31 protein-coding genes and 1 tRNA gene are annotated in these 26470 nt (G+C 38.2%); 18 read left to right on the top strand and 14 right to left on the bottom strand.

All coding sequences use genetic code 11. The features are described from left to right. Nucleotides 1–113: 113 nt before the first annotated feature. The 4 genes from NPX99_RS06150 to ssb form a co-directional block, all read right to left on the bottom strand. Nucleotides 114–509: a type II toxin-antitoxin system HicB family antitoxin gene (locus NPX99_RS06150; RefSeq protein ID WP_269031007.1), complete on the bottom strand. Its 396-nt coding sequence runs from the start codon at nt 507–509 to the stop codon at nt 114–116. Continuing rightward, nucleotides 506–706: a type II toxin-antitoxin system HicA family toxin gene (locus NPX99_RS06145; RefSeq protein WP_241438850.1), complete on the bottom strand. Its 201-nt coding sequence runs from the start codon at nt 704–706 to the stop codon at nt 506–508. The genes NPX99_RS06150 and NPX99_RS06145 overlap by 4 nt, the downstream gene beginning before the upstream one ends. Before the next feature lie 68 nt (nt 707–774). Beyond that, nucleotides 775–1311: a hypothetical protein gene (locus NPX99_RS06140; protein WP_269031006.1), complete on the bottom strand. Its 537-nt coding sequence runs from the start codon at nt 1309–1311 to the stop codon at nt 775–777. An 11-nt stretch (nt 1312–1322) separates the two neighbouring features. After that, nucleotides 1323–1775, bottom strand: a complete 453-nt coding sequence (gene ssb / locus NPX99_RS06135; protein WP_269031005.1) for a single-stranded DNA-binding protein — start codon at nt 1773–1775, stop codon at nt 1323–1325. A gap of 237 nt (nt 1776–2012) precedes the next feature. Between ssb and NPX99_RS06130 the strand changes: the two genes are divergently transcribed. The 6 genes from NPX99_RS06130 to NPX99_RS06105 all read left to right on the top strand — a co-directional run bounded on the left by NPX99_RS06130 (nt 2013) and on the right by NPX99_RS06105 (nt 5277). Next, the gene (locus NPX99_RS06130) at nt 2013–2204 is read left to right on the top strand and encodes a hypothetical protein (protein ID WP_269031004.1); all 192 of its coding nucleotides are present in this window, start codon (nt 2013–2015) and stop codon (nt 2202–2204) included. Between the two features lie 67 nt (nt 2205–2271). Next, nucleotides 2272–2700: a type II toxin-antitoxin system HicB family antitoxin gene (locus NPX99_RS06125; protein WP_269031003.1), complete on the top strand. Its 429-nt coding sequence runs from the start codon at nt 2272–2274 to the stop codon at nt 2698–2700. Between the two features lie 170 nt (nt 2701–2870). Beyond that, nucleotides 2871–3494 (top strand): IS607 family transposase, encoded by a 624-nt coding sequence (locus tag NPX99_RS06120; RefSeq protein WP_269031002.1) that lies wholly within the window; start codon nt 2871–2873, stop codon nt 3492–3494. Continuing rightward, nucleotides 3491–4687 (top strand): RNA-guided endonuclease InsQ/TnpB family protein, encoded by a 1197-nt coding sequence (locus NPX99_RS06115; RefSeq protein WP_269031001.1) that lies wholly within the window; start codon nt 3491–3493, stop codon nt 4685–4687. Before NPX99_RS06120 ends, NPX99_RS06115 begins: the two co-directional genes overlap by 4 nt. 4 nt (nt 4688–4691) lie before the next feature. Continuing rightward, nucleotides 4692–4967, top strand: coding sequence for a type II toxin-antitoxin system RelE/ParE family toxin (locus NPX99_RS06110; protein ID WP_442864051.1), 276 nt, complete (start codon nt 4692–4694; stop codon nt 4965–4967). Between the two features lie 16 nt (nt 4968–4983). After that, nucleotides 4984–5277, top strand: a complete 294-nt coding sequence (locus tag NPX99_RS06105; protein ID WP_269031060.1) for a HigA family addiction module antitoxin — start codon at nt 4984–4986, stop codon at nt 5275–5277. A 43-nt stretch (nt 5278–5320) separates the two neighbouring features. On the opposite strand, the gene NPX99_RS06100 is transcribed toward NPX99_RS06105, so the two are convergent. The 5 genes from NPX99_RS06100 to NPX99_RS06080 form a co-directional block, all read right to left on the bottom strand. After that, nucleotides 5321–5647: a hypothetical protein gene (locus NPX99_RS06100; protein WP_269030999.1), complete on the bottom strand. Its 327-nt coding sequence runs from the start codon at nt 5645–5647 to the stop codon at nt 5321–5323. Between the two features lie 148 nt (nt 5648–5795). Continuing rightward, complete coding sequence (locus NPX99_RS06095; protein ID WP_269030998.1) at nt 5796–6269, bottom strand: hypothetical protein; 474 nt, start codon at nt 6267–6269, stop codon at nt 5796–5798. Beyond that, nucleotides 6205–7275 carry a hypothetical protein gene (locus NPX99_RS06090; protein ID WP_269030997.1) on the bottom strand — a complete coding sequence of 357 codons (1071 nt, stop codon included), beginning with the start codon at nt 7273–7275 and terminating at the stop codon, nt 6205–6207. The genes NPX99_RS06095 and NPX99_RS06090 overlap by 65 nt, the downstream gene beginning before the upstream one ends. Beyond that, nucleotides 7268–7744 (bottom strand): crossover junction endodeoxyribonuclease RuvC, encoded by a 477-nt coding sequence (locus NPX99_RS06085; RefSeq protein ID WP_269030996.1) that lies wholly within the window; start codon nt 7742–7744, stop codon nt 7268–7270. Before NPX99_RS06085 ends, NPX99_RS06090 begins: the two co-directional genes overlap by 8 nt. Before the next feature lie 69 nt (nt 7745–7813). Then, complete coding sequence (locus NPX99_RS06080; protein WP_241438041.1) at nt 7814–8059, bottom strand: helix-turn-helix transcriptional regulator; 246 nt, start codon at nt 8057–8059, stop codon at nt 7814–7816. A gap of 99 nt (nt 8060–8158) precedes the next feature. On the opposite strand from NPX99_RS06080, the gene NPX99_RS06075 reads away from it, so the two are divergent. From NPX99_RS06075 to NPX99_RS06040, 8 genes are all read left to right on the top strand, one after another. Beyond that, complete coding sequence (locus NPX99_RS06075) at nt 8159–8761, top strand: XRE family transcriptional regulator (RefSeq protein WP_269030995.1); 603 nt, start codon at nt 8159–8161, stop codon at nt 8759–8761. A gap of 79 nt (nt 8762–8840) precedes the next feature. After that, nucleotides 8841–9458 carry a S24 family peptidase gene (locus tag NPX99_RS06070; RefSeq protein ID WP_269031059.1) on the top strand — a complete coding sequence of 206 codons (618 nt, stop codon included), beginning with the start codon at nt 8841–8843 and terminating at the stop codon, nt 9456–9458. 271 nt (nt 9459–9729) lie between these two features. Next, the gene (locus NPX99_RS06065; protein WP_269030994.1) at nt 9730–10122 is read left to right on the top strand and encodes a hypothetical protein; all 393 of its coding nucleotides are present in this window, start codon (nt 9730–9732) and stop codon (nt 10120–10122) included. A gap of 62 nt (nt 10123–10184) precedes the next feature. After that, nucleotides 10185–10928 carry a Rha family transcriptional regulator gene (locus tag NPX99_RS06060; RefSeq protein WP_269030993.1) on the top strand — a complete coding sequence of 248 codons (744 nt, stop codon included), beginning with the start codon at nt 10185–10187 and terminating at the stop codon, nt 10926–10928. A 359-nt stretch (nt 10929–11287) separates the two neighbouring features. Next, nucleotides 11288–11818 carry an antA/AntB antirepressor family protein gene (locus NPX99_RS06055; protein WP_269030992.1) on the top strand — a complete coding sequence of 177 codons (531 nt, stop codon included), beginning with the start codon at nt 11288–11290 and terminating at the stop codon, nt 11816–11818. A gap of 144 nt (nt 11819–11962) precedes the next feature. Then, entirely contained in the window at nt 11963–12718 is a 756-nt protein-coding gene (locus tag NPX99_RS06050) for an ERF family protein (RefSeq protein WP_269030991.1), read from the top strand. A 1-nt stretch (nt 12719) separates the two neighbouring features. Continuing rightward, nucleotides 12720–13343: a lambda exonuclease family protein gene (locus NPX99_RS06045; RefSeq protein WP_269030990.1), complete on the top strand. Its 624-nt coding sequence runs from the start codon at nt 12720–12722 to the stop codon at nt 13341–13343. A gap of 72 nt (nt 13344–13415) precedes the next feature. Further along, nucleotides 13416–13619, top strand: a complete 204-nt coding sequence (locus NPX99_RS06040) for a helix-turn-helix transcriptional regulator (protein WP_269030989.1) — start codon at nt 13416–13418, stop codon at nt 13617–13619. A gap of 99 nt (nt 13620–13718) precedes the next feature. Here NPX99_RS06040 and NPX99_RS06035 read toward each other — a convergent pair. Beyond that, a tRNA-Phe gene (locus NPX99_RS06035) sits at nt 13719–13794 on the bottom strand. Between the two features lie 413 nt (nt 13795–14207). Here NPX99_RS06035 and NPX99_RS06030 point away from each other — a divergent pair. From NPX99_RS06030 to NPX99_RS06020, 3 genes are all read left to right on the top strand, one after another. Then, nucleotides 14208–15371: a phosphoserine transaminase gene (locus NPX99_RS06030; protein ID WP_269030988.1), complete on the top strand. Its 1164-nt coding sequence runs from the start codon at nt 14208–14210 to the stop codon at nt 15369–15371. A gap of 403 nt (nt 15372–15774) precedes the next feature. Further along, the gene (locus tag NPX99_RS06025) at nt 15775–17064 is read left to right on the top strand and encodes an adenylosuccinate synthase (RefSeq protein WP_269030987.1); all 1290 of its coding nucleotides are present in this window, start codon (nt 15775–15777) and stop codon (nt 17062–17064) included. Between the two features lie 230 nt (nt 17065–17294). Then, nucleotides 17295–18722, top strand: coding sequence for a hypothetical protein (locus tag NPX99_RS06020; protein WP_269030986.1), 1428 nt, complete (start codon nt 17295–17297; stop codon nt 18720–18722). Nucleotides 18723–18878: 156 nt separating this feature from the next. Here NPX99_RS06020 and rpoH read toward each other — a convergent pair whose 3' ends face one another. The 3 genes from rpoH to NPX99_RS06005 form a co-directional block, all read right to left on the bottom strand. Beyond that, nucleotides 18879–19757, bottom strand: a complete 879-nt coding sequence (gene rpoH / locus NPX99_RS06015; protein ID WP_269030985.1) for an RNA polymerase sigma factor RpoH — start codon at nt 19755–19757, stop codon at nt 18879–18881. 152 nt (nt 19758–19909) lie between these two features. Then, entirely contained in the window at nt 19910–20908 is a 999-nt protein-coding gene (locus NPX99_RS06010; protein ID WP_269030984.1) for an RluA family pseudouridine synthase, read from the bottom strand. A 32-nt stretch (nt 20909–20940) separates the two neighbouring features. Beyond that, on the bottom strand, nt 20941–22371 hold the full coding sequence (locus NPX99_RS06005) for an aldehyde dehydrogenase family protein (protein WP_269030983.1): 1431 nt from the start codon (nt 22369–22371) through the stop codon (nt 20941–20943). A 443-nt stretch (nt 22372–22814) separates the two neighbouring features. On the opposite strand from NPX99_RS06005, the gene NPX99_RS06000 reads away from it, so the two are divergent. Then, on the top strand, nt 22815–25337 hold the full coding sequence (locus tag NPX99_RS06000; protein ID WP_269030982.1) for a DNA translocase FtsK: 2523 nt from the start codon (nt 22815–22817) through the stop codon (nt 25335–25337). Between the two features lie 190 nt (nt 25338–25527). Here the strand turns inward: NPX99_RS06000 and NPX99_RS05995 are convergent. After that, nucleotides 25528–26470, bottom strand: a 943-nt coding sequence (locus tag NPX99_RS05995; RefSeq protein ID WP_269030981.1) for a tyrosine-type recombinase/integrase, incomplete at its 5' end; no start/stop codon positions are given.

The raw sequence follows: 26470 nt of genomic DNA, 5'->3' as shown, positions 1-26470 counted from the left end.
GTGTCATAAAATACGATTTTTTACACGATGTCAACAGAAAAAATCATAATCTAGTATTTTTTTATTTTTTTGATCAAAATCTAGTGTTTTTAGAAACAAAAAAGCAAGAAACTCTAAATATTAAGCTCGTGACGTGCTGCTGTTGCTAAAAAAGCAGATCTTGTTAAGCCTCTTTCTTGTGCACAATCATCAATGGCACGTAAAAGCCCTCGTTCAATAGATATATTTGTGCGGACCACTTCAGCATCATTTTCAATAAAGGGGACTTGTATTAAAAAAGCTCCTTCGGCCAAAGCTGTTTTGACAGATTGCCGTTGTATGACTTCTTCAAATTTTAAGGGCATAGGCACTGTATCCATATCTTCACAATAAAGTTGAAGAGCTTCAGTTGCATTTGTGATGAGATTTTTTTCTTCATCTGCAGCAGAAAAAAGTCCTTCAAAATCAGGAAACTGAACACCAAAAGCAGAATCTTCATCTTTATGAACAAGAGCAAAAAATCTTTTCATTCTTCTTCTCCTTTTTTTAACCAGCCTGCTTGTTGCGCAATAGAACGTGCTGTACCAATAGGAAGATTTTTTTTAGGATGTGGGACAATAACAACTTTATCATCTTTTTTTAATTTATGATGAGAACCTCTCACTTTCACAAGTTCAAAGCCATCACGCTTTAATTTTGCAATGATTTTTCGGCTATCTTGTTCCATTACCTAAACTCATAATGTGTAAATATATACACATTTTAATGATTTCTCATTTGATGTCAATTCTTTGTTTAGTGGTTACAATATTTGTGAAGCGCATCAAGTACAATACAGAGTGAATTAACAAGATGCGGTAGCATTTGATCTTCTATAACAAGATATTGTAATGCAGCGTAAAGATTAAACTGTCGATTTAAAGCCTGTGTTTTTCTTATCACTTCTTGCATGCTTAAAAACTGTTTGGTTGCAAATTCAACCCATTTCTCTCTTGCTCTATCATCAGAAGAGGATGGCATTTCATTATAAACCGCATTAGGCAATGCCTTTGCACAGAGATAATCATTTTTTACTTCAAGATATTTTTGTGCAGCCTCATACTGATCTTGAGTAAGTTGACCTTGCAAATAAAGCCGCCCGATATAGGTACCAGCAAGCGGATTTTTGGCGTCTTGTATGGTTAAACAGAAGCGTTTAGCACGTATTTCTATTGCCAATTGATCAACAGGTTCACGCGGTGTTTTGGCTCTTGAGATGCGTCCATTCGGTTCTCTTACACATCCCTGAATTCGTGGGCGCCCACGTTTTGCACGTTTTTTTCTCTTTGTCATATTTTTTTCAATCAAAATGGCACGCTATCATTAAGAGATGTACTAAAATCAGCAGCTCCTGAAGCGGCGGCATAACTTTGGGAAGTGACAGATGAAGGGGTAGGGGAGGCAAGTTGATTTTTCTTTGCATCAAGCAAATACAGTTCGCCTTTGAATTGTGGTAAGACAATCTCTGTTGAGTAACGATCATGACCGTTTTTATCTTGCCATTTGCGTGTCTGTAATTTTCCTTCTACATAAACCTTTGAACCTTTATTCAAATATTGAAGAGCAATTTTTGCTAAATGTGGATTGAAAACTACAACGGAATGCCATTCTGTTTTTTCTATTTTTTGATTGGTCTTTTTATCAGTATAGCTTTCAGAAGTAGCTATACGAAAATTGACTATTTCTGCTCCAGAAGTCATGGTTTTGCTTTCGGGATTAGCACCCAAATGCCCGATTAATGTCACTTTGTTTAGCATGCTTGTAAGTTCCGTTTGATTTGCAATTTATACATGCTAAATCTTAGCATAATTTGCATATTTTATCAAATAATTCAGTAAATTAATAACACATATTTAATGTATTACATTATAATTTTATTTGATAAATTCACCAAATATCTATGCCATAAAAAGGCAAGGCTTTTTTCTTGATTTATTATTGACAATCGAACTTTTTTGTACGATATTGATTTTATAAAATTAAGGGGAGGCTAAATGAAACGAGAAGCACTGCTTAGAGAATTACGTAAAGAAGCCAGAAAAAGAGGTATTCATTACAGTGAAGCTCCTGATGCAGGCAAAGGTTCACATTATTTGGTAACTTTTGGAGACAAGACAACCGTTATAAAATCTGGTGAATTAACACCACTTTACGTGAAAATAATAAAAAAGCAGTTGGGGGCATGAGCTACTCTCTCAACGGCTTTAATTTTTCGTTTCAAAAATATTTCGATCATGGCGAGGAGACCTAAACATGGAATATACTTATCAAGCAAAACTGGAATCTGATCCAGATGGTGGTTTTATTGTAACTTTTCCAGATGTACCAGAAGCAATAACAGCTGGAGAAAATAGAACTGAGGCATTAGAGAATGCTGTTGAAGCTTTAGGGTTAGCATTACGGAGCTATCCTATGCGTGGTTTGCCTTTACCAATGCCACAACAGTATAAAGACCTTGTAGAGGTTACGGTAGATGCGTGGAATGCTCTTAAGCTAGCAGTGGTAGAAGCTTTTAATGAAGCGAATATCACAAAAACAGAATTGGCTAATCGTTTGGGTAAAAAAGAAACAGAAGCACGACGCATTCTTGATCCAAACTATCCAACTAAGCTTCAAACATTAGAGCAAGCACTGAGTGTTCTTGGCAAGCAAGTCGTTATTACAATTAAAGACGCGGCTTAAATATCCTTCTCTCACCCTAAAGGATAAGGTTTTAGAGTACTCTTGACACAAGTGCATGGTGTATAGTATCAAGTATCAAAAGGGAAATATATGGCAATTGTTAGCTTTAAGCATAAAGGGCTTTAACAGTTTGCTTGTAATCTATTTATATCTGTGTAATAATATACATTATGGATAGATTTGTTGGGATAGGTAAGGCCGCTCAAGTTTTGGGTGTTTCGATTAGCACTCTACGCCGTTGGGAAGGTGAAGGCAAAATTATTTCTGAGTATACGGCAGGAGGTCACCGCCGTTATGACCTATCTAGGCTTAGACCTGAGCTTTTTCATTCGAGAGAACTATCACAAAGAACAACCATTGCCTATGCGCGTGTATCGAGCCATGATCAAAAAGACGATTTAGAACGACAAAAACAGGTTCTTGAGCTTTATTGCGCAAGCCAAGGTTGGACTTATGAACTCATCTCTGATTTAGGGTCAGGGATGAATTATCGTAAAAAGGGTCTTAAACATTTATTGGATGCTCTCATTGAAAATGAGATAGGTCGTTTGGTGATTACGCATAAAGATCGTTTATTGCGCTTTGGTGCGGAATTGGTCTTTGCCATTTGTGAAGCCAAGCAAGTTGAGGTTATCATTCTTAATCAGGGGGAAGAAAGCAGTTTTGAAGAGGATTTAGCCAAAGATGTTTTAGAAATTATTACTGTCTTTAGTGCTCGTCTTTATGGAAGTCGTTCGAGAAAAAATCAAAGGTTATTAGAGAATGTCCGTCAAGCTGTAGAGGCGTCGCAATGATTGTTGCTCACAAAATAGCTCTAGACTTAAACAATAAACAACGAAGCTACATGGCTCGAGCCAGTGGTTGCGCGCGCTTTGCTTATAATTGGGCACTGAAGGAATGGCAGCAGCAATATGAAGCATGGAAGAAAGATAATAATTTACCAAAGCCTAATGACTATGCACTACGTAGACAATTCAATTCTCTAAAACGAGAACAATTTCCATGGATGATGGAAGTTACTAAAAATGCTCCACAAATGGCAATTATTCAATTGGGTGTGGCTTTTCAGAATTTCTTTTCAGGGAGAAGCCGATATCCCACTTTTAGAAAGAAAGGAGTGCACGATCGTTTTACTTTGACCAATGATCAAATACAGTTGCAAGGTTTCAAGATAAGAATTCCCAAACTTGGTTGGGTTCGTTTGCGAGAACAATTGCGATTTCAAGGAAAGATCTTGTCAGCAACCATTAGCCGTAAAGCGGATCGGTGGTTTGTAAGTCTTAGCATTGAAACAGATCATCAAAAGCCACTGAGCGAGAACCAAGCTATTGTTGGTCTTGATTTGGGCATCAATGCACTTGCAACGCTTTCGACAGGAGAAACCATAGGAGGCGTTAAACCTTATAAGGCTTTGCTAAATCGTTTACGGCGCTTCTCACGAAGGCTAAGTCGTAAGCAAAAAGGCTCGAGCAACCGCTATAAGGAGAAACAAAAACTCGCTAAGCTTCATGCGCGGATAAGCAATATAAGAACGGATAATTTGCATAAGGTTACAACAGATTTAATTCAGCGTTTTGGTACATTTTGTCTCGAAGATCTTCATGTAAAAGGCTTGCTGAAAAATCAGCATTTATCGCGTGCCCTTGCCGATCAAAGTTTTTTCGAGTTTCGCCGTCAATTGGAATATAAGGCGGCACGTTATGGTCGACAGATTGTTATTGCAGATCGTTGGTATGCGAGCAGTAAGATCTGCCATCATTGCGGATGTAAGATTGAACAATTGCCTCTTAACATACGTGAGTGGAGATGTTCTCATTGTGGTACATACCATGATCGAGACATTAATGCCGCGATTAATTTAAAAAACTTGGCGGTGAGTTCCACCGTGTCAGCCTGTGGAGAGGAAGGCTCTGGCCAATGTCCTGTGACTTTGGTGAAACCAGCCTCGAAGAAGCAGAAAATCAACAGTATATTTAATCAGAAATGATCATATTTACATAAGTTTGATAGAACGGTTGAAATTATTCTTCGAAAGAGGAGTTTGCAAAGGTATACAGCCCGCACATGCTAAAAAATTAGCAAATATTTTGGTAATTTTAGATACGATATCTTCTCCTGAGCAAATAACCCTTAGATCGTATCGTCTCCATGAGCTTACAGGCGATTTAAAAGGTTATTGGTCAATGCGTGTCAATGCCAATTGGCGAGTTACCTTTCGTTTCATTGGTACAGATGTTGAACTGGTTGATTATCAAGACTATCATTGATTTTTGAGGTATTATGATGATGTACAATCCTCCACACCCTGGTGGTATTTTGAAAGAAGAATTGCTTGATGAGTTAGGATTAACAGTAACGGAAGCGGCAAATCGCCTCGGTGTTGCGCGTTTAACTTTATCACGCGTCTTAAACTGTCATGCAGCAATTAGTATCAATCTAGCTTTACGCTTAGAAAAAGCGGGGTTAAATGATGCGGAATTTTGGCTGAAATTGCAACAAAAGCATGATCTTTGGCAAGCTCGGCATAACAACCCAATCCCTCATATTTCACCTTTAGAGCAAGCAGGGCATCTTTAGAACTTAAACCCAGCTTACCACTTAGAGATCATGTCCTTTAAAATCAAGCAGCTTCTGTTAATTGTTTGATACTTTTGTTGATCTCATCTATGAGAGGTTCGATATTCAGAACGCTTTTAGGAACATTGCCTCCATAAACCCATGCTTTCACTTGCGCTTTGGTACTAAAATCCGCATTTTTAGGTGTTTTGTAATATTGACCACCATCAAATTTTTCACACTCTCTTGTGCCGTCTTCATATTCGTAGAGATTGTAAAAATACTCAGCTGCTCCATCGCCCCATGGAACATACCCAACAGCCGTTGCAACAAACTTCTTTTGCCTTGGCTGTTTACGGTTTTTTAAGAACAGGTCTTTTAATATTCTCATGTTTTTAGTCCATAATTTTACCAACTGGTCTATTTGCCTCAAATTTAACCGCACAGTGCGTTTTATATTCCGTATATGGTTTTACATCAAAAAATTACTTAATCGCTCTGTACGGCGCCTTTTTATCGATTTAAACGCATATCCAATCTCAAATCGACATCTCATTTGCTATCTTTTGCTGTTCAGTGAACGTTAAAGGTCTAAATTGCTCTTTCTCTGCCTTCTCTTTCTCTGCTTTTTCACGAGTATTCAAAACAGCCTTGCGTACAAGATTTGCTTTCGTCAAAAGATCGCTTTCCAAATCACGGCATAATCTCACTAACTCACCGGTGCTTGGGAAAAACGTATCTGATAAGCCTTCTACCTCATCACACAAAATCCGTTTTACCGTTGTCATCAGTGACCACGCTGAAACACTTTCCAAAACCATTCCATAGGTAAGTGCCATCCCCTCATGATCTGCCTGTTGCGATATTTTCAAACCACATGAAAGCATCCGAATTGCCTTGGCTATGTCCTCTTTGCTCGCTTTCACTGAAAACAACTCGTGAAGTTGGTCACAAGCATCTAAGGCAATCGCTTCCTGCTGTTTCGTTAACTGACTGCCATCCTTCAAAACCAAAGGAAATCCCGGGGCTATCATCTCGTGAATGTGCTTCAAAGTAACCTCGATTTCCGATATCAAGGATGCTGTCTGCGATGCGTTCACCAACGCTTTTTTGCCTTTGAGAGTGATTTCCATAATTACCACCTATTTGATTAATTTTATGATCTTTTGAATTTCTAATCCAATTACGCCATGTTGCTTGCCAATCGATCTTGGTTGCATCCTTGCCTGTCTTGGCTTTCCAATAATCTCGAAATTTCGCCATCTCGACTTTCACGCGTTCTGGAGGCAAACCCTCTGCAATTGCAAAATCGTAATCAGGTTCAAAATCATCAGGCAATCGACAACCCCGATTACTTCTAGACCGCTTAGCTTTTTTGGAAACGTTCTCTTGCTCGTGAATGGGAGGTTGGTTTTCTGATACCGTTGCGATTTGATCTTCAAGGTTCTCAACAGCAGCAACCTCTGGTGGCTTGTCAACCTGTTCGTTTGTTTCTAAATCTTCAAAATCAATTTCTTTTTTTGCTAACACGATAGTGTTAGTTTTTTTATTATAACTGTTAATGTTATTGTTATATGGTATCGATTGCGTATCGCTTTCGTATTCAGTTCGTATAGAATCCGTATTACTTCCGTATTTAGTTTGTATAGATTCCGTATTACACTTTACATCTTTTTCTTTAGATTTTTTCCATCTAGCACTAACAGCTTTTGATGCAGCTTCCGATTTTCCCACGCTATCATTTAATTCTGCTTCAACATCTAGATTCCATAAACGACCATCTTCTAAACGAATAATATGACCAGTGCTCTGTAAAACGTCTAATGCTTTTACAAATGCTTTCACTGAATAGCCAGTATAATTAGCCCAAACCTTAATGCTATTTAAGAGAGGTTCACCCGTGTGAAGCATTTGCAACCGTAACCTCATGTATATATTGCCTTCAATAGAAGACAAACAAGTGAGATCAAGAATCCATTTATCGGCAAAAAGCCTTGTCCAAGGTATTTTACTAGACATATATACCCCCTTCTTTCATTAAATATAAAATTGCTAAAGCATCTGCTTCGTTATCATCTTTAGGCTCGTGTCCCTTTGCACATATCGCCTGTATTATCTCTTCTTTTGAGGCATTGCCTTTTCCTGTCGTTGCCTTCTTAATTGTGCCAACAGGGATGCCTTCATAAGGTATTTCATGATGTTCACACCAAGCTGTTAAATGACCTAGAAAACCACCGTAAACATGTGCCGCATCAGTACCAACATGACGACGCACCTCCTCAAAATACACGGCATCAATATCACCAGCTGTTGCTTTCATTTCTGTAAGCCATTGCTTAAAGCGCAAATAACGCATACCTCCGCCTTCAAAACGGCGTGATTGAAAATTGACCGTACCACTAAAGATGTGACCATCAGCACCACGTATTGCCCAGCCCGTTTTGGTACCTAGATCAAGGCAAAGAATGGTTGATGCGTTAGTGATCATAATCCCCCCTTTAGATTGTTGTGTATTTATATGTGTGCGTATGATGACGCGGAATTAATTTGATCTCTTTTAAGAGTGTGAATTGGGTTGGTGGTGTTTGTTGTCAGATAAAGGAGCAGCAATAAAAGCAGAACTAGAAACAGAGCTGTCTTTCAATTGTTGCAATTTTAAATAACTCTTTAAAGATAGTCCTTTGCCTTGTTCCCAACGACAAACAGAAGCTTGCTTAACACCTAAAATATCTGCTAATTCCTTTTGTGTTAGCGATAAACACTTTCGGATAGATTTAACCTTAAATTTTCCCTCTGTGTCCATTTGAGTTAAGTCCTTTATTTTAACCATATACGCAATTGTATAGTATATAATAAAAAAAACAATAGATTTTTTTAATTTAAAAATCATAAGTAACTAATTATGACGAAAAATATCATTGCGACATTGCAAATATTGCAATCTGAGTTTGGTCTTAATCAAAAAGATCTTGCTGATAGACTAAATGTAACCCAAGCAACCGTATCAAGATGGTTAGGAAATGAATCTGATCCCAGAGGTTCACACAGAGACGCAATTTTAGAACTTTATAAAAGCTTAAAGGGTTATAATCAAGTTACTACACTTGTTCCTGTTATGGGGTATGTAGGAGCAGGATTAGAGATTGATACCGATGTTGAGCAAATCCCAGAAGATGGGCTTGAAACAATTGAAATACCATTTGATTTGCCTTTTGAAGCAATAGGTTTCATGGTTCGTGGAACTTCTATGTTTCCTGTGTATAAAGATGGGGACTTAATCGTAGTTAAACATCTGCAAACAAAGCCAATAAGCGACTATTACGGTGATGAAGTTGTTGTTCTAACAGAAGACAATAGGCGATTCATAAAACAAATTGTTCGCTCTTCAGAGGGGATTGTACTCAAATCATGGAATGCAGATCCCATTAAAAATGTTAAGATAAAATGGATTGGGGAAATAGTTTCAATACTGCCACGTAAAGCTTATCGCTTGTTTACAAAATAATTAACAAGTCAACCTTTAATTCTCTTATTTTGAAGATGGCATTTAAGTGAAAATGCAAAAACTAGTGGATAATGTACGAATGACTTGTTTGCCAAAAGATAGACTTAAAATAGCACGTAAGAACGCTGGGTATGCAACACCAAGCGAAGCTGCACGCGCTATACCAGCTCTTAATCAAAATACTCTAATTAGTCACGAAAATGGAAATCGTGGTATTTCTCGCCAAATAGCAGAGCTATATGGACAAGTATTTAATGTAGATCCAGGATGGATTTTATATGGCGAGTCTTCTCAAGAAAATCCTAGCCTTAATATAAGCATTCCTCTCATTTCATGGATTAGTGCCGGAGAGTTAAGTGAGCAGGATGGAATAATGGATTTTTCAGATTATCCTATGATAGAGGCTGTTAATCTTCCCGCCGGTGAATGGATTGCTTTACGTGTGGATGGCGCATCTATGAATAAAATGAGTCCTCCAAATTCTATAATATTTGTAAATATGCGAGATAAAAAACTTGTTCCTAATGCCTGTTATGTAATAGCAGATAAATCTGGGCAGGCGACATATAAAAGATACAGACCCAATGATAATCCTCCTTTTCAGCCCGCTTCATACGATAAAACAATAAAAGCTCCAAAACTTGAAGGCGCTATCTCTATAATAGGTCGTGTACGACGTACTATTCTTGACTTATAAAAGCAATACGGTTCTCTATTCACCTTATCAATTAGATTGCCATCAACAGGTTCTAGAGAGTTTAATTAATTTTTATCAGTAAACTGCACATTTACTGATTCTAAAATCAACTTTTAATTTTATTATTTTTGAAGATAGCATTTAAGTGAAAATGCAAAAAAAAAATGAAATATATGTAATTTTTTGCTTGCTTATATTTATACATTTGCGTATAAGTAATTATATAAACCAAACACAAGAGATCGCCAAGAGGCGTCAGGGAGGGGAAATTATGGATAAGCAAATTCTTATTAATTCCGATGAAATTTTATTAGTTGCCTACGGTGATGATGAACACATTGGGTATTCTGGTCCACTTGATGAAAACCAAATTCTAGCAATTGTTGACGAGGCAGATGATGTCATACAAATCCTTCGCATAAATCCTTCTGAAAACAGTTGCGAAGATATTTCTGAAGAAATCGCAGAAGCATACATAAAAGAAAACAGAGAATTTCTCGATGAGGACAGTAAGGTTCATTATTATGTATGTGAAAGCGCTGCCTACAATAGTCTTTTAGAAGAAATTGCAGACGAAAAATATAATGATGAAGTTTACGGTACTTATGAAGAACAGCACCGCCTGACTTTTTGGGATGTTCTTCCAAATTATCCAAACTATTAAAGGCGTTTTTAAAAACGCCTCCTTTTCTTTCTTTCAAATATCATCACAAATGGAGTGCAGGCATGCATAATCTTATCACAGCAGCAGAAAACAATTTTAACAATCAAACCGCTCCAACCATGTCAAGTCGTGAAATTGCAGAATTGTGTAGTAAACAACATAAACACGTTATGCGTGATATTAAGCAAATGCTTGAAGAGCTACACTCTAAAAGTACTGAGCCCAAATTTGGGCTGAGTGAATTTGTAGGTTTTTACAAAGATTCAACAGGTCGCACTCTCCCTTGTTATAATCTCCCCAAGCGTGAATGTTTAATCCTCGTCTCAGGTTATAGTACTACCTTGCGAGCAAAAATCATTGACCGGTGGCAACAATTAGAACAGCAAGTAGCAGCACCGCAAATCGATTACTCTAGTCCACAAGTCATGTTAGGGGTTTTAACTTATCTCAAAAATGAGAATGAACAAAAAGACAATATGATTGCGGAATTAAAACCAAAGGCAATGGCTCTTGAAACTTTACAACGCCATGATGGGCTCTTTGGTCTTACTGAGGCTGCTAAAATACTCGAAATGCAACCAAAACAGTTCATTCTCTTCTTACAGCAAAAAGGTTGGATCTATCGGCGTGTTCCTAGCACTCCATTGTTGCCTTATCAAGACAAAATCAAAAAAGGTCTTATGGATTGTCCTACCATCACGATTCAAACTTCTGGCGGAATAAATAAAGTTATTCCTTCGGCAAAAATCACAACAAAAGGCATTGGTGTGCTTTCTCAAGAACTTAAAAGACAAAGCGTGCATTAAGGGGTGACCATCATGGAAAAGAAATACGAATTTACTGATGAAATCGATATAGTTTATAGGCGTAGGTTTGCTAATTTTTTATTTGACAATGCACTACTAATATGCCTATTGTCGAATCAGGTGCCTAGAAAACACCTTAAGCAAACAGCGGATAGATTGCCGAAACAATCTCTCTTCCGCACATTAAAGACTTTGACTCATTCTATGCTACACGCATATAATGATCCCGTCGGGTGTAGTTATGCTATACAATACCCTTTATGGGGAAAGCATAACGGCGGACTGTTTGCCGTGTTTTCTAGCACCCGGCACTCTTTTTAGAGTGTTAATAGAAAATGTTTAACAAACAGGAGTTCATTATGAACACTCTCATAGAAATCACAGAACAAACTATTGGTAAAGAAACGGTTCAAACGGTCAATGCACGTGAATTACATACATTTTTAGAAGTAGGTCGTGATTTTACGACATGGATTAAAAACCGTATCAAAACATATAAATTTGTTTGTGCAAAAGATTATATTTTAACGTTCCCCAAAACGGGGGAGCGTCAAAATGTAAGTATGACAGAATATTACCTCACATTAGATATGGCAAAAGAGCTTTCCATGGTTGAGAGGAATGAAAAAGGCAGGCAAGCTCGTCGTTACTTTATTGAGTGTGAAAAGAAATTAAGAAGCCAATCTGTTGATTATGATAGTGATACACGCTTTGCTTTACCAAGCTATTGGGAGGGTATGAACGCTGGTGAAAAAGTTTTGTATCTTTTAGGTCCAATTCATATGCGTCTTATCGATTCTTTTAGAGTAGACGAAGAGAACAGAAAATACAAAGCTCTCATTAAAGAAGCAAAACAGGTTTTAGAAAGATCTGTCGTAAAAGCTGCTTAGTTTATAACGTCATCTCCTCGTTTTTAAAGGCGGGGAGGTGGTCAATATCACACAGCATTTAGAAACAGACCTCTAACAACGACCATTTTAACAAAAGCGTGATTCACGCAACAGGTGAGTTGCACGCTAATGGAGGAAATAAAGATGAATGAACAAAACACGAACTTAACAGAAGTTGAAAAAACGCAACATTTAGACGTCGAACAAACTGCTATGGAACGCATTTTAAATAAAGCCTTAGAAAGTGACGTCGATATGGACCGCTTAGAACGTCTTCTTGATTTAAGAGAAAAAGAAATAAAACGACAGAACCATCAGAGCTTTATCCATGATCTTTCGGCTATGCAAATCGAATATCAAACAATCACCAAAAATGCGAAAAACAACCATACTAAGAGTGCATATGCAACCCTTGATCAGTATATTGACGCTGTAAAGGACACTCTTGCAAAACACCGCTTCGCTTTGTTTTCTCATATTAAAAATCAAACAGAAAAAAACATTACCATAGAAATAACTCTGTCTCATCCTTCAGGCAATCAAATCTCAACAGAAGGAACATTTCCAATTGATGGACAAGGGAGCAAAAATAACATTCAATCTCTTGGTTCTACTATCACTTATGCACGCAGATATCTGTTAGGCATGCTTCTCAATGTCGCAAGCAAAGAAGACGATAAAGATGGGAATATGCCTGAAAAATCAGCTTTTCCGGAACAGATCAATGAAATCAGAAGACTGATGGTACAAACAAAGGTAGAAGAAGAAAAGATACTTTCTTATGCAAATGTTGAAACGCTTGACGATATCTCTGATCAGAGCGCGCAAACCATTTTGCACCTTTTAAAAGATAAACAAAATAAGCAAATGGTTTCAACACAACAACAAACGGCGGTGTGATATGGAACAAAGAACAGCAGAATGGTTTCAAGCAAGATTAGGGAAAGTTACCGCGTCTAATGTTTACAATGTCCTCAGTAAAACAGCCAAAGGATTGCCAACGAGTAAATATGAAGACTACAAAATGAAACTCATCACTGAACGTCTAACAGGAGAGATAAGCCAATCTTATATAACACCATCTATGCAATGGGGGATTGAACATGAAGAGGACGCCCTGAAAGAATATGAATTCATTTATGATGCCGATATCATAAAATGCGGTTTTATACCACATCCTACCATAAAAATGGCGGGGGCTAGTCCTGATGGCTTGATTGGAGAAGACGGTTTAGTTGAAGCCAAATGTCCACAATCCACGACACATCTTCGTTTTTTTATGTATGACGAGATTAAACCTGAATACATAGCGCAGATGCAATTCCAAATGGCTTGTACAGGGCGCAAATGGTGTCATTTCATTAGCTATAATCCACAATTTGTAGGTAGATCTACTGGTTTGAGAATGAAAGTCAAACGCATCCACCGTGATGATGAACAAATTGAACAGATTACTAAAGCAGTTGAGGTCTTTTTAGCAGAAATAGAGCAAGACATGGAGCAGATCTTGACGAAAGCTGCTTAACCCTATGGGGGTGCTCTCTCCTCCCAGCACCCCCGCCCATTTATGTAATATAAAAGAGTGAAAGGTCATGAGATGATATTTGATGATGGCGATAGATATGTAACGACACGTGAATGTGCAGAGCTTTTTAGCGTATCCACAACAACGATTCGCAATTGGGTGCTTCAAGGAGAATTTCCTGAACCCTATAAACTAGGTAGAGCAGTGAGATGGAGAAAGAAAGAGATTTTGGCATTCACTCCAAAGAAAAATAAGGAGCAAATAAGAGCAATATAGATAAAGTTGTATAAATTGTAGAAGGTGGTCTAAAAGGTGGACTGAAAATTGCCAATTAAAGAAAAAATCTATATATTTCAATATATTCAAAGCAAAAAGTGGTGCCCAGACGCGGATTCGAACCACGGACACGCGGATTTTCAGTCCGCTGCTCTACCAACTGAGCTATCTGGGCACATTTCACAAAACATGTGAAACGTGTGCGGTTATAACATTAAAATTTTCTCTGTCCAGTCATGAAACGAAAAATAATTGATTTTTTATAAGTTTATCTCCGTATTCTAAGCAATATTAAGCAATATAATGACTCTTTCTAATAAAATAAACTTGATAGCTATATTATGACACGTTAGTGTACCGTTATCAGGATGCTGTCTTTATCGAGGTGATGACGCGAGGGAATTATTTTAGAGAATCAATCTCGAAGCATGGTTTAAGAGAGATGTTTTTAAAAGGTTTCCGCGTATTTTGAGCCTACGAAATAAATAGAAAACATTTTTGATTTTTGTCTACAAAGATTATTGGTGCAGTCTTTGTAGTAAGACGCCTTTCTTTAAAGAAAGGTAAATCGTCTAAAGGGGAGAAATAATGATAATGTTACAAAAACCAAGTTGTCGTCCAAATAATCCTAATTTTTCTTCAGGTCCTTGTAGTAAACGTCCTGGCTGGACTCTTGAAGTTCTTAAAAATGCATTAGTTGGACGTTCACATCGATCGAGAGAAGCAGCATTAAGACTTGCTGAAGTTGTTGATTTAACGCGTGAGATTCTTGAAGTCCCTTCTGATTATCGCATAGGAATTGTGCCTGCTTCAGATACCGGTGCTGTTGAGATGTCTCTATGGTCTCTATTAGGTGAACGTGGCGTTGATATGGCTGCGTGGGAAAGTTTTGGATCGGGATGGATTGCAGATGTTGTTGAGCAATTAAAGCTTTCTGATGTGCGTCTTTTTGAAGCCCCTTATGGTGAATTACCAGATTTGACACAAATTGACTTTGATCGTGATGTTGTTTTTACATGGAATGGAACAACTTCTGGTGTGTGTGTACCTAATGCAGATTTCATTCCAGATAAGCGAACAGGGTTAACAATTTGTGATGCAACATCAGCAGCTTTTGCACAAAATCTTGATTTTTCAAAATTAGATGTTGTTACCTTTTCATGGCAAAAAGTTTTAGGAGGGGAAGCAGCACATGGTATGTTAATTTTAAGTCCTCGTGCTGTTGAAAGACTTGAGAATTATGTTCCAGCTTGGCCTATGCCGCAAATTTTTTGTATGACAAAAGATGGAAAGTTAATTGAAAATATTTTTAGAGGGGTAACCATCAATACGCCTTCTTTGCTTTGTGTTGAGGATTTTCTTGATGGCTTGAAGTGGGCAAAGGCGCAGGGTGGTTTGCGGGCATTAATGGCACGCGTTGAGAAAAATTTTGCTGTACTTGATGCTTTTGTTCGCAAAACACCGTGGTTAGATTATTTGGCAAAAGATCCTCAAATACGTTCTAACACATCTGTTTGTTTGGATATTGTGGATCCAGTTGTTACTGCTTTAGAGACTGAAAAGCGGGTATCTTTTATAAAAGCGGTGGTGAAGCGTCTTGATGAGGAGGGAGCTGCTTATGATATTGGTTCGTATCGAGACGCTCCTCCAGGACTGCGGATTTGGACGGGTATAACGATTGAGGCTTCTGATCTTGAAATTTTAACGCGATGGCTTGAATGGGCATTTCAAGTTGAAAAAGCGCGGCTTTAAGTCACTCTTAGTGATTTTTATAATGCATTTTCCCAGAAAAAAGAATACGGCAGATTATCATGATCTTTCGTATCCTTTCTTATATCGTACAAACAATTTGCAAATGCTGCATAGATTGTAAAAGATTACAAGGGAGGATAGATGCTTTGTCAAGTGTTGACGAAAAAACTACCAAAAGCGCCCAATCTTTTTACTTGTTGTGAAAAAATGACTGATTTGAAATAAAGATATATTTTATACCTAGTATTTTTTTGCCTTTTATTATCATGAATCTGAAAATTTAATAACTTAAAGATTGGGAAAAAGCTGAAATGAAGAGTCGCACTTGCTTTAAGGTTTCGTTATAAAGAGACATTTGTTTTTGAATGCTGGTTTTATGTGACAAGACGCGACGGAGAAAGTTATGGCCAATGTAGTAGTTGTCGGTACACAATGGGGTGATGAAGGCAAAGGTAAAATTGTAGATTGGCTGTCTGAACGGGCAGATATTGTAGTGAGATATCAAGGAGGGCATAATGCAGGTCATACGTTGGTTGTTGATGGGGTTAGTTATAAATTATCGCTTTTACCGTCTGGTTTAGTTCGTGGGAAGTTATCGATTATCGGTAATGGTGTTGTTATTGATCCCCACCATTTTGTAGCAGAATTAAAAAAACTACGTGATCAGGGTGTAAAAATTACTCCAGAAATTTTACGTATTGCTGAAAATGCTCCGTTGATTCTTTCTTTGCATCGTGATCTTGATGCAACGCGTGAAGGCAGTTTATCTGGTTTAAAAATTGGTACGACAAAGCGTGGTATTGGACCAGCTTATGAAGATAAAGTGGGGCGTCGTGCTATCCGCGTGATGGATTTGGCAGAATCTGAAACGCTTATGGCTAAGATCGAACGGCTTTTAGGACATCATAATGCTTTGCGGCGTGGGATGGGTGTTGCAGAGATTGATTCTCAAACGCTTTATGATGAGTTGATGCAAGTGGCGGATGAAATTCTACCCTTTATGGACTGTACGTGGCGTCTTTTAGATGAAAGTTATCGAATGGGAAAGCACGTTCTTTTTGAGGGTGCACAAGGTGCTTTACTCGATAATGATTTTGGAACTTATCCTTATGTGACGTCATCTAACACAGTTGCTGGACAAGCATGTACTGGTTCAGGTACGGGACCTAGCGCAATTCATTATGTTTTGGGGATTGCAAAAGCTTATACAACACGTGTTGGAGAAGGACCATTTCCAACAGAGCAGATAAATGATATTGGCGAATTTCTTGGGATGCGTGGGTGTGAATTTGGTGTTGTAACGGGTCGAAAACGCCGATGTGGTTGGTTTGATGCAGTTTTAGTACGACAGATGGTAACGGTTTGTGGTGTTCAGGGGATAGCGCTGACGAAGCTTGATGTTTTGGATGGTTTAGATGAAATTAAAGTTTGTATTGGTTATGAGCTTAATGGTAAAAGGATTGATTATTTACCCTCTTCCATGGGAGCCCAAGCCTGTGTAAAACCTATTTATGAGACATTAGAAGGTTGGAAGGAAGCAACGGCACATGCGTTGAGATGGAAGGATTTACCGGTGCAGGCTATCAAATATATACGGTATATTGAAGAACAGATTAACACAAAGGTAGCTTTATTATCCACGAGCCCTGAGCGTGAAGATACTATCCTTATTACGGACCCTTTTGCAAATTAATCATTATTTATGATTTCTCTACAATTTTTTCTGTGTTTTTCTACCAAGAGAGTTTTAAGAGCAAAGGAGAGAAAAGTATAAAATAGCATTGTTTATTTTTCACATTCATTTTAAATTATTACGATAGTTGTATCGATATAAATGGCAATCAATTTAGAAGGCTAAAATGAGGGCGTTTTTAGCTTTATGGTTGCGATTTCTTTTTTCAGTCTGAGAAAGACATAGAAGATATGGTGGATTTCGTTGGAATCTTAAAAAAGGCAATTAATGCGCAGAGTCATGGTACACCACAAGTACGTAAGCAGATTTATAAACGGGCTATCGAAACATTAGAACATCAGTTTTCCGCAGCAAAAGTACCACACGCAATAGTAGATGAGCAGAGAAAGATTTTACAAAGTGCCATTGCAACTGTTGAAGAAGAGTATTTAGCCGTTGAAAAAAAGTTGCTTTCTTCAGTAATTGGATGGAATCCTGCACACAGAGCTGAAGATGACAAGCACATACAAAGTTCTCTATTGTCAAAGAATAATGCGTTTTTAGAGGTAGAAACAAAAGAAAGACAGAAGTCTTTTACAGGTTCAAAGGACAAAAAGGCGCTTAATAAGCCTTATGTACCAGTCATGCCAGATGCAGAGCCTGTCAATATGAAAGCTGTTTTTCCTTCTCAACATATTGATGACAATATGTTAAAAATTTCCCCTTTAACTTCTTCTTCGCAAGGAGATAATTCGCACATTGTGTCGCATATTTTTTCTCAGGCTTTGCGTCGTGCTCATCGGTCGTCGATGCAAAAGCGTATTGTGATAAGTACTGCTGTTTTTGCTAGTCTTGTTGTTTTAACTGCTAGTATTTGTTTCGTTGGGGGGCGTGTGTTTGTATCAGATGATTACGAGTTGACGGGGCAAAACCTTCAAGTTTCTCATACATTACCAAAGGCAATGTCGGCTAATCAAAAGTTAACGAAACGCTTACTAGAGGATGGAAGCGAAGTTGACGTCGGTTTAGATAAAACAGCGGATTCTTCGAATGAAGAAGGAACCTCAACAGTTGTTGCGAATAATATGCAATTATCTGAGCAACTAGGTGAAGCTGTTTTTTATCAAGCGCGTACAAATTCTGATACAGAAAAAGTGGCGACAGGGAGTGCTCGTTGGACGCTTATAAAGGAGTCCCGTGTAAAGGGGGCTCCGGAAGAGTCAGCTATACAAGGTGATATAACAATTCCAGATGAAGGGTTATCATTGCGGTTAATTTTACGTCGTAACACCGATATATCTTTTCCTGCTGCCTATATGATGGATCTTATTTTTATTCTTTCTGATAAATTTTCAGGTCAAGCTATAAGTAATGTTCAAGCATTAACTTTTAAAGCAAGTGAACAATCCATTGGACAGGCTTTAACAAGAGCAGTTGCAGCGAAGATTGGTGATGATTTTTTTCTTGTTGCTTTGAGTGATAATCATCCATTCCTTGATCGAAATTTACAATTGATGCGGGAATTAGATTGGGTGCGTTTGGTGTTAACTGATAAAAATGGACGTATCAATGAATTAACCTTTGCAAAAGGGCCAACAGGTGAGTCTATTTTTAATGAAGTTATTGGACAATGGCTTGCGCAACCAGATAAGCTCACAGTTCTTGGTCAGAAAAAATAAAACACCAATGTGAGTAATGCAAAAAACTCTATAAAGAATCCTTTCTCTCAAAAGGATTCTGTTGACTGACCCAAGAGCATAAAGCTAATATAGCTTTCTCCTTATCAAGAACATGCAAACAAATTGAATTTATATCTCATTTCGTAAGCTCTACATTTAACTTTGGGATAAAGCGAAAGCTTTGATAGAATTTTGTACTTTTTCAAATGCACGCATTTCAATTTGTCTGACGCGTTCACGACTGATATTAAATTCACTTGAGAGCTCTTCCAGCGTTAATGGCTTATCGCTCAAACGACGAGCTTTGAATATACGCTTTTCACGTTCATTCAGATTGTCTATAGCATTTATAAGCATGGAACGACGATTTTCTAATTCACTTTGTTCAATCAAAGCTTGTTCCTGATTGTCGGAGTCATCCACCAGCCAATCTTGCCATTCGCCGTTTTCCCCTTCTTTTGTGCGAAGAGGTGCATTGAGCGAAGTGTCACCACCAAGTCGGCGGTTCATAGAAACAACTTCATCTTCTGTAACATTCAATTGGGTTGCAATCTCTTTTACTTGTTCTGCGTTAAGATCGCCGCTGTCAAGGGCTTGAAGCCTACTTTTTAATTTACGAAGATTAAAAAACAAACGCTTTTGATTAGCGGTTGTCCCCATTTTTACCAAACTCCAAGACCGCAATACATATTCTTGAATGGATGCTTTAATCCACCATATCGCATAGGTTGCAAGACGAAAACCCCGTTCTGGCTCGAAACGCTTAACAGCCTGCATAAGCCCAACATTACCTTCTGAAATAACTTCCCCAATAGGCAGCCCATAGCCTCGATATCCCATGGCGATTTTGGCGACAAGGCGCAAGTGACTGGTTACCAGTTTATGCGCAGCTTTTAAATCATTATGTTTACGATAACGCTGAGCCAGCATGTATTCTTCCTTTGGCTCAAGCATTGGAAAACGACGCACTTCTTCTAAGTAACGATTCAATCCTCCGTCACCTGTTGTAACTGATAGCAGATTCATATGGGCCATAAAGCACCCTCCTTTTGTATGAATTCCCTCATAAGGCAAATTCTTTTTCCAGATATTATAAACATCTTTTCAACTCGATCCTAGCATAATTTTCAAATTTGTTCAAAAAGAGATATCTATTGTGAAATCCTGATAAGGAAAAAAGTTTCAATTTATTTTTTAAAATGCTTGATAAGTTCAGCCATATCTTGAGGGAGTGGTGAAAAAAAAGACACAATTTGGCTTGTCGCAGGGTGTTCAAAAGTAAGGCTAGCAGCATGGAGTGCTTGACGTTTGAATTGATCGATTGCATTTTTAAGGGTGGGATTAAGCATATTTGATTTTGTTCTAAAAGCATTTCCATAAACAGTATCCCCTATGAGCGGGTGTCCAATATGAGCCATATGAACACGAATTTGATGTGTGCGTCCTGTTTCCAAACGACATTCCACAAGACTGGCAAAAGGGGGGGTATTTGCACAGGTTTTATATTTTTCAAGGAGAGAAAAATGTGTAACAGCATGGCGCGCATGAGTATTTTGGTTATGGACGACAGCTTGCTTTGTTCGGTTATGGGGAGAACGACCAAGGGATGCATCAATTGTCCAAACATTGCGGTGAGGTATTCCCCAAATCAAAGCGTGATAACGCCGCTCTAATGCACAAGTACGTCCATGATCAGAAAATTGGGCACTGAGACTTTTATGAGCGAGATCATTTTTTGCAACAACCATAACCCCACTTGTGTTTTTGTCGAGACGATGAACAATACCAGGGCGCTTAACTCCGCCAATACCAGATAAACTATTCCCACAGTGATAAATAAGGGCATTAACCAATGTTCCAGTCCAATTCCCATTGCCGGGATGAACAACAAGACCAGCTGGCTTATTGATGACAATAACATGATCATCTTCAAAAAGAATATCCAAAGTGATGGCTTCACCACGAGGTTCTGCATCACGAAGGACAGGCATTGTCAATTCAATGATTTGGTTGGGCCTTAATTTTGTTTTTGGTTCCTTTACGCGTTGACCATCAACTTTAAGACAGCCTTCACGGATGAGGGTTTGTAGGCGTGAACGTGACAGCGCATTATGGTATTGTTTAGCAAGCCACTGATCGAGTCGTTGCCCAAGAGCATCTTCATCCGTTATTCGCTGTGTGATCATACAATTCCTATTAAGCTTTTAATAAGATCTTTTTACCAACATGAAATTGCTTTGGTATCGAGAAATTCTTTAATTCCCCAATGACCGCCTTCACGCGCACGTCCAGAAAATTTTACGCCTCCGAAATAACTCCCACTAGGCAACCCATGTCCGTTAATTTCTACCATACCAGACCGTACTTGCGCAGCGATACGACGACATTTGCTGCGATCTTGTGATTGTATATAGTTTGTAAGACCATATTCAGTGTCATTGGCGAGTGCTACTGCTTCATCTTCTGTATTAAAAGAAAGAATTGAGAGAACTGGACCAAAGATTTCTTCTCGAAAAATACGCATATGAGGTTTTACATCAGCAAAAACTGTGGGGCGTACATAATAGCCGTGCTCCATTCCCATTGGTAAACCAGTTCCACCTGCAACAAGAGTTGCGCCTTCATCAATTCCGGATTGGATAAGATTTTGAATTTTATCGTATTGTTGTTTTGAAACTACGGGACCAATATGATTTCCTGCTTGATGGCTTGGTCCCACTTTTGTTTGTTCGGCAATCTCTTTAGCTGTTTGGATAGCTTTGTCATAGAGGGCTTGTTCCACAAGCATACGGGTTGGTGCATTACAGCTTTGTCCACTGTTATAAAAGCAGTGTCGTACTCCACGTTGAATAGCGTCTGTATCGGCATCAGCAAAGATGATATTAGCGCCTTTACCTCCAAGTTCCAGACAGACTCGTTTTAAAGTATTGCTGGCATTTTTAGAAATATCTTTTCCAGCTCTGGTTGATCCGGTAAAACTAATCATTTCGAGATCTGGATGAGCAGAGAGGTAAGAGCCAACGTTAGCACCATCACCGTTGATTAAGTTAAAAACACCGGCAGGCAAAGCGGCTTCATCTAAAATTTCAGCAAAGAGCATAGCAGAAAGAGGAGCAATTTCAGAAGGTTTTAACACCATTGTGCAGCCAGCTAAGAGAGCAGGGATGACTTTAAGTGTTACTTGGTTCATAGGCCAATTCCACGGAGTAATGAGTCCTACAACGCCGATGGGATCATAATGAAGAATTGCTTGTTCATTTCCTTCTATTAAAGCCTCTTGGAATGAAAATTCTTTATAAGCTTTGATAAAGTTGCGAATATGAGAACTGCCGGTTGCTGTTTGCGCATTGAGTGCCATATCAATCGGTGCCCCCATTTCCATTGAAATGGTTTTTGCCATATCTTGCGAGCGTCTTTCGTAGATTTCTAAAATTTTTTCAACGAAACCAAGACGTTCACTAGGCTGGGTTGTTTTCCAAGTTTGAAAAGCTCTTTTAGCAGCGTTAATTGCTTTGTCTGCGTCTTTTACGCTACCAAGGCTAATAACAGCACAAGCTTCTTCTGTCGATGGATCAATGACATGTAGATCGTGGGGAGTGCTTGGATCATCCCATAGACCGTTGATATAAAATTTCCGCTTATTAAACATGAACATTCCCTCATTTTTCTCTTTTTATATTGTTAAATTTTATCCTATTTGATCCTTTTTAAACAAGAATAACAAGGATAATTTTATCAAAGCAAGAAATTGATTTATTTTTATGACAACAAAGCACGGAGAATTGAAAGAGCACTTATGATACAAGTTGTTTATATTATTGTGCTCATCATTTTTATGAAAGAAGCAGGGAAGAGAATAATTAACATTTTTTATCAGAGAGTTTTCTTCAAAATAAAGAGAATACAGCTTCATGACATCATGAATTTTGTAATTCATACAGTGTTTACGGAGACAATCTCATGAAAAGAAATTATGGCATTATTTTTTGTTAAAAAGTGACAGCCAGCAAAAGGTTATTAACCTTCATGCTATAGTCTCTATGTATTCTTTTTGAAGCAATTGTTCTCATTATTATAAGTTTGTTGGGTATCATGCATAATTCGAAAAAAAAATCTGTTTCTACGTCTTCTTTTTCTGATGAGAATTCACAAAGTGCATCAGAAGGAAATGCATCTACTAAGATTGTTGAGATATTTCCTTATCCGGAAGTATGGAAGAAGGCGTTTGCTTTGGGACAGAATGTGCGTTTTACGCGAACACCAGAAGTTGAAATTTTACGTCGTCGGATAGAAGAAGATCCAATTTTTGCAAAACAGTTTAAAATTTTTACAAAGCAAGAGCAAAAAAATCTGACCAACATTACACGTACACACAAAAAAACAAAAAATCTCTCATCAACAAAAAGAGTTATTAATTCTCAATCGATAGAGAATAAAGCGTCAATTTGTCATTCAGCTGTTTTGAAGCAGTTGTCACGGCAAGCTGTTAGTACGCCACTTGAGAAGGATACAAAGGAGAATAAATTACAAGTAGAAAACGTGGAGAAAAAAATAAAGCCTGTTTTTCATCTTTCTGATGATGCATTTTTTGAGTGTGAATCCTTTATGCTAGAACAGGTTGATGCTCAAATTTCAGGAAAGGATTTGCCAATTGATTGCACAAATAATGAGAGTACATCCGATACGTCTTCTACCTTTGATGAATCAATTACTGCTCTTTACCGTGTCCTTGAATACCGCTTTCCGCAATTTTACGATTCAATTACGGCAGAAACTCCAGCAGGAGAGAATCGAGAAGGAAAGCAAATTTCTGATTTAATGCATACAAAAAAACACCCTGTTAAAGAAAATCAAGAGTGTCATTCTAAGCTTGTTGTTGGAGATTCTGTTGAGTCGTTAAGCGATGGAGAGATTCCTATAGAAACCAAAAATACGAGCAATATTGCTTGCTCTGCATCAAAAAATATCATAAAGAACTCGAAAGATTTTTCTGTAATGAAACCAAAAGGCAAATCATTACGATCTGCTAGCACGTCGTTCAGCAATTATAATTCCGCTTTTACGTCAAATGTTCAATCTTTTGATGATGCTACTTATGAATATCCTCCAATCAATTTATTGCAGGAACCTGTTTTTCATGAAGGCACGGTGATTCCGCAGGAAACATTAGAACGCGGTGCTGGACTTTTGGAAAGTGTTTTGGAAGATTTTGGCATTAAGGGTGAAATTATCCATGTTCATCCAGGGCCAGTGGTGACAATGTACGAGTTTGAGCCTGCCGCTGGAGTAAAATCATCGAGGGTTATTAATCTTGCTGATGATATTGCGCGTTCTATGTCTGCTATTTCTACACGCGTAGCTGTCATTCCTGGACGCAATGTTATTGGGATTGAGTTGCCAAATGCGGTTCGTGAAACCGTTTATTTACGGGAATTAATCCAAACAAGTTCTTTTTGTGAAAGCCAATTTAAACTCGCTCTTGCTTTGGGGAAGGGGATTAATGGTGAACCGGTTATTGCAGAATTGGCAAAAATGCCTCACTTATTGGTTGCAGGAACAACAGGATCGGGCAAATCCGTTGCAATTAATACAATGATTTTGTCGATTCTTTATCGCATGACACCAAAGCAGTGTCGTTTGATCATGGTTGACCCTAAAATGTTAGAACTTTCTGTTTATGATGGTATTCCTCATCTTTTAACGCCTGTTGTGACGGATCCGCAAAAAGCTGTAACAGCTTTAAAATGGGCGGTTCGTGAAATGGAAGAGCGTTACCGAAAAATGGCTAAGCTAGGTGTGCGTAATATTGATGGTTTTAATGCTCGTGTTGCTCTTGCAGCACAAAAAGGCGAAACGATTATGTGTACTGTACAATCGGGTTTTGATAAGGAAAGTGGGGAAATGCTTTATCATGAAGAAGCAATGGATTTAACGCAGCTTCCTTATATTGTTGTGATTGTTGATGAGATGGCTGATCTCATGATGGTGGCAGGCAAAGAAATTGAAAATGCCATTCAACGTTTAGCGCAAATGGCGCGTGCGGCGGGTATTCATCTTATTATGGCTACACAGCGTCCTTCTGTTGATGTCATCACTGGTACGATTAAAGCAAATTTCCCAACCCGTATTTCTTTTCAGGTTACATCAAAAATAGATAGTCGTACAATTTTGGGGGAACAAGGTGCTGAAACACTTTTGGGGCAAGGAGATATGCTTCATATGGCAGGCGGTGGGCGTATTGTAAGGGTTCATGGACCTTTTGTTTCTGACGAAGAAGTTGAAGCTGTGGTTGCACATCTTAAAATGCAAGGAAAGCCTGATTATTTAGCAACAGTAACAGATAGTGAAGACGATAACAAAGAAGATGAGTTGGCCGCTTCAGTTTCTGAAGTTTCAAAGGAGGAAAAATTTAATGAAGATGGTGAAGAACTTTATATGCAAGCTGTAAAGATTGTTATGCGTGATAAAAAATGTTCAACATCCTATATTCAACGCAGGCTTGCAATCGGTTATAATAAGGCAGCTTCTCTCGTTGAGCTTATGGAAGCAAGAGGCGTTGTTGGAGCTGCTAATCATGTAGGGAAACGTGAAATTTTACTCAATGAGTACACGTAGTAAGCAAAACAATTTTAACAATATATGGCTTTAAAAATGCCTCATTTTAATGGTTAATGTTTGCTTTATGTTGTGAGAGCGGGGGCTATATTTGTTTTTAACTGTGGGGAAAGTTTTAATAACAAAATCAAATAATTATGCCTAATATAAGGGATTGGGTGGTTATTGATTCTATTACGTTTTTTTGCGCCTATCCCTCATTTTTTTGGAGCTTTTTTATCGCTTCTATAGCTAGTCTTTTGCGGTCTGCGCTCTTTGTATAAAGAGATGCCATCTGATCTTCTGTCCAGCCAAACAGTGCTTTCAATTGTGCAACTGTTGCACCGGAATTAGCGGCACGCGTTGCTGCTAATTTTCTCAAACCGTGTGCTGATTTTTTAATTCCTGCTTTGATACAGGCATTATGAAATAAAACCCCAAAACTTTCTTTGGGTATTTTGTTTCCACGTTTATTACAAATGAATGTTTCATTTCCAATAGGACCAATTTTCAGAGTTTCTGCTAATTCAGGCAAAATGGGTAGAAAAACATCTGTTTTAAATTGGCTTTTTTCGGTTTTTAAGTGAATGATATTATCTTTGACGTCTTTCCAACCAATGCGAACCGCATCACCACGACGCAAACCTGTGTAAAGAAGGACATCAATCCAGACGCGTTCATGCGTACCTAGAGCCCATTTTTGATAATATTTCTCAACATCTTCTTCTGTCCAAACAGGAAAGCCCTCTTTGTTTTTAAGAGAAGGTTTTTTGACTCCTAAAGCCGGATTATCTTCTAAAAGACCTTGTTCAATCGCCCATTTAAAAAGTCCATTAAGTGTTTTAATAAAGTCTCTAGCCATAGCTGGTGTTTCTTTACGCCGTTCAACACCGGCTATGATATGTTTTTTTTCGATTGCTTGATATGGAATATTTCCTATTGAATCGCATACCTTCATAAGGATGAATTCTTTTTGTTTTTTCGTAGCTTTAGCAAGGTTATGCCAATTGGAGCTGTTAAAATACTGTTTAACCAGCCATGCAAATGAACCCTCAACAAGTTTTCCTGTTTTGGATTTAGGGAGTATAAGCCCTTGTAATTCGGCAAGTGCACTTTTGTAGTTGTCAACAAACTCTTGCGTTCCGTAGGTCCCA

Origin of the sequence: Bartonella sp. 220B (genome assembly GCF_026930205.1) — a bacterium.
Lineage (GTDB): Bacteria > Pseudomonadota > Alphaproteobacteria > Rhizobiales > Rhizobiaceae > Bartonella.
Note: the sequence above shows the minus strand (reverse complement) of the source record. Positions and strands in the feature narration are given on the sequence as shown.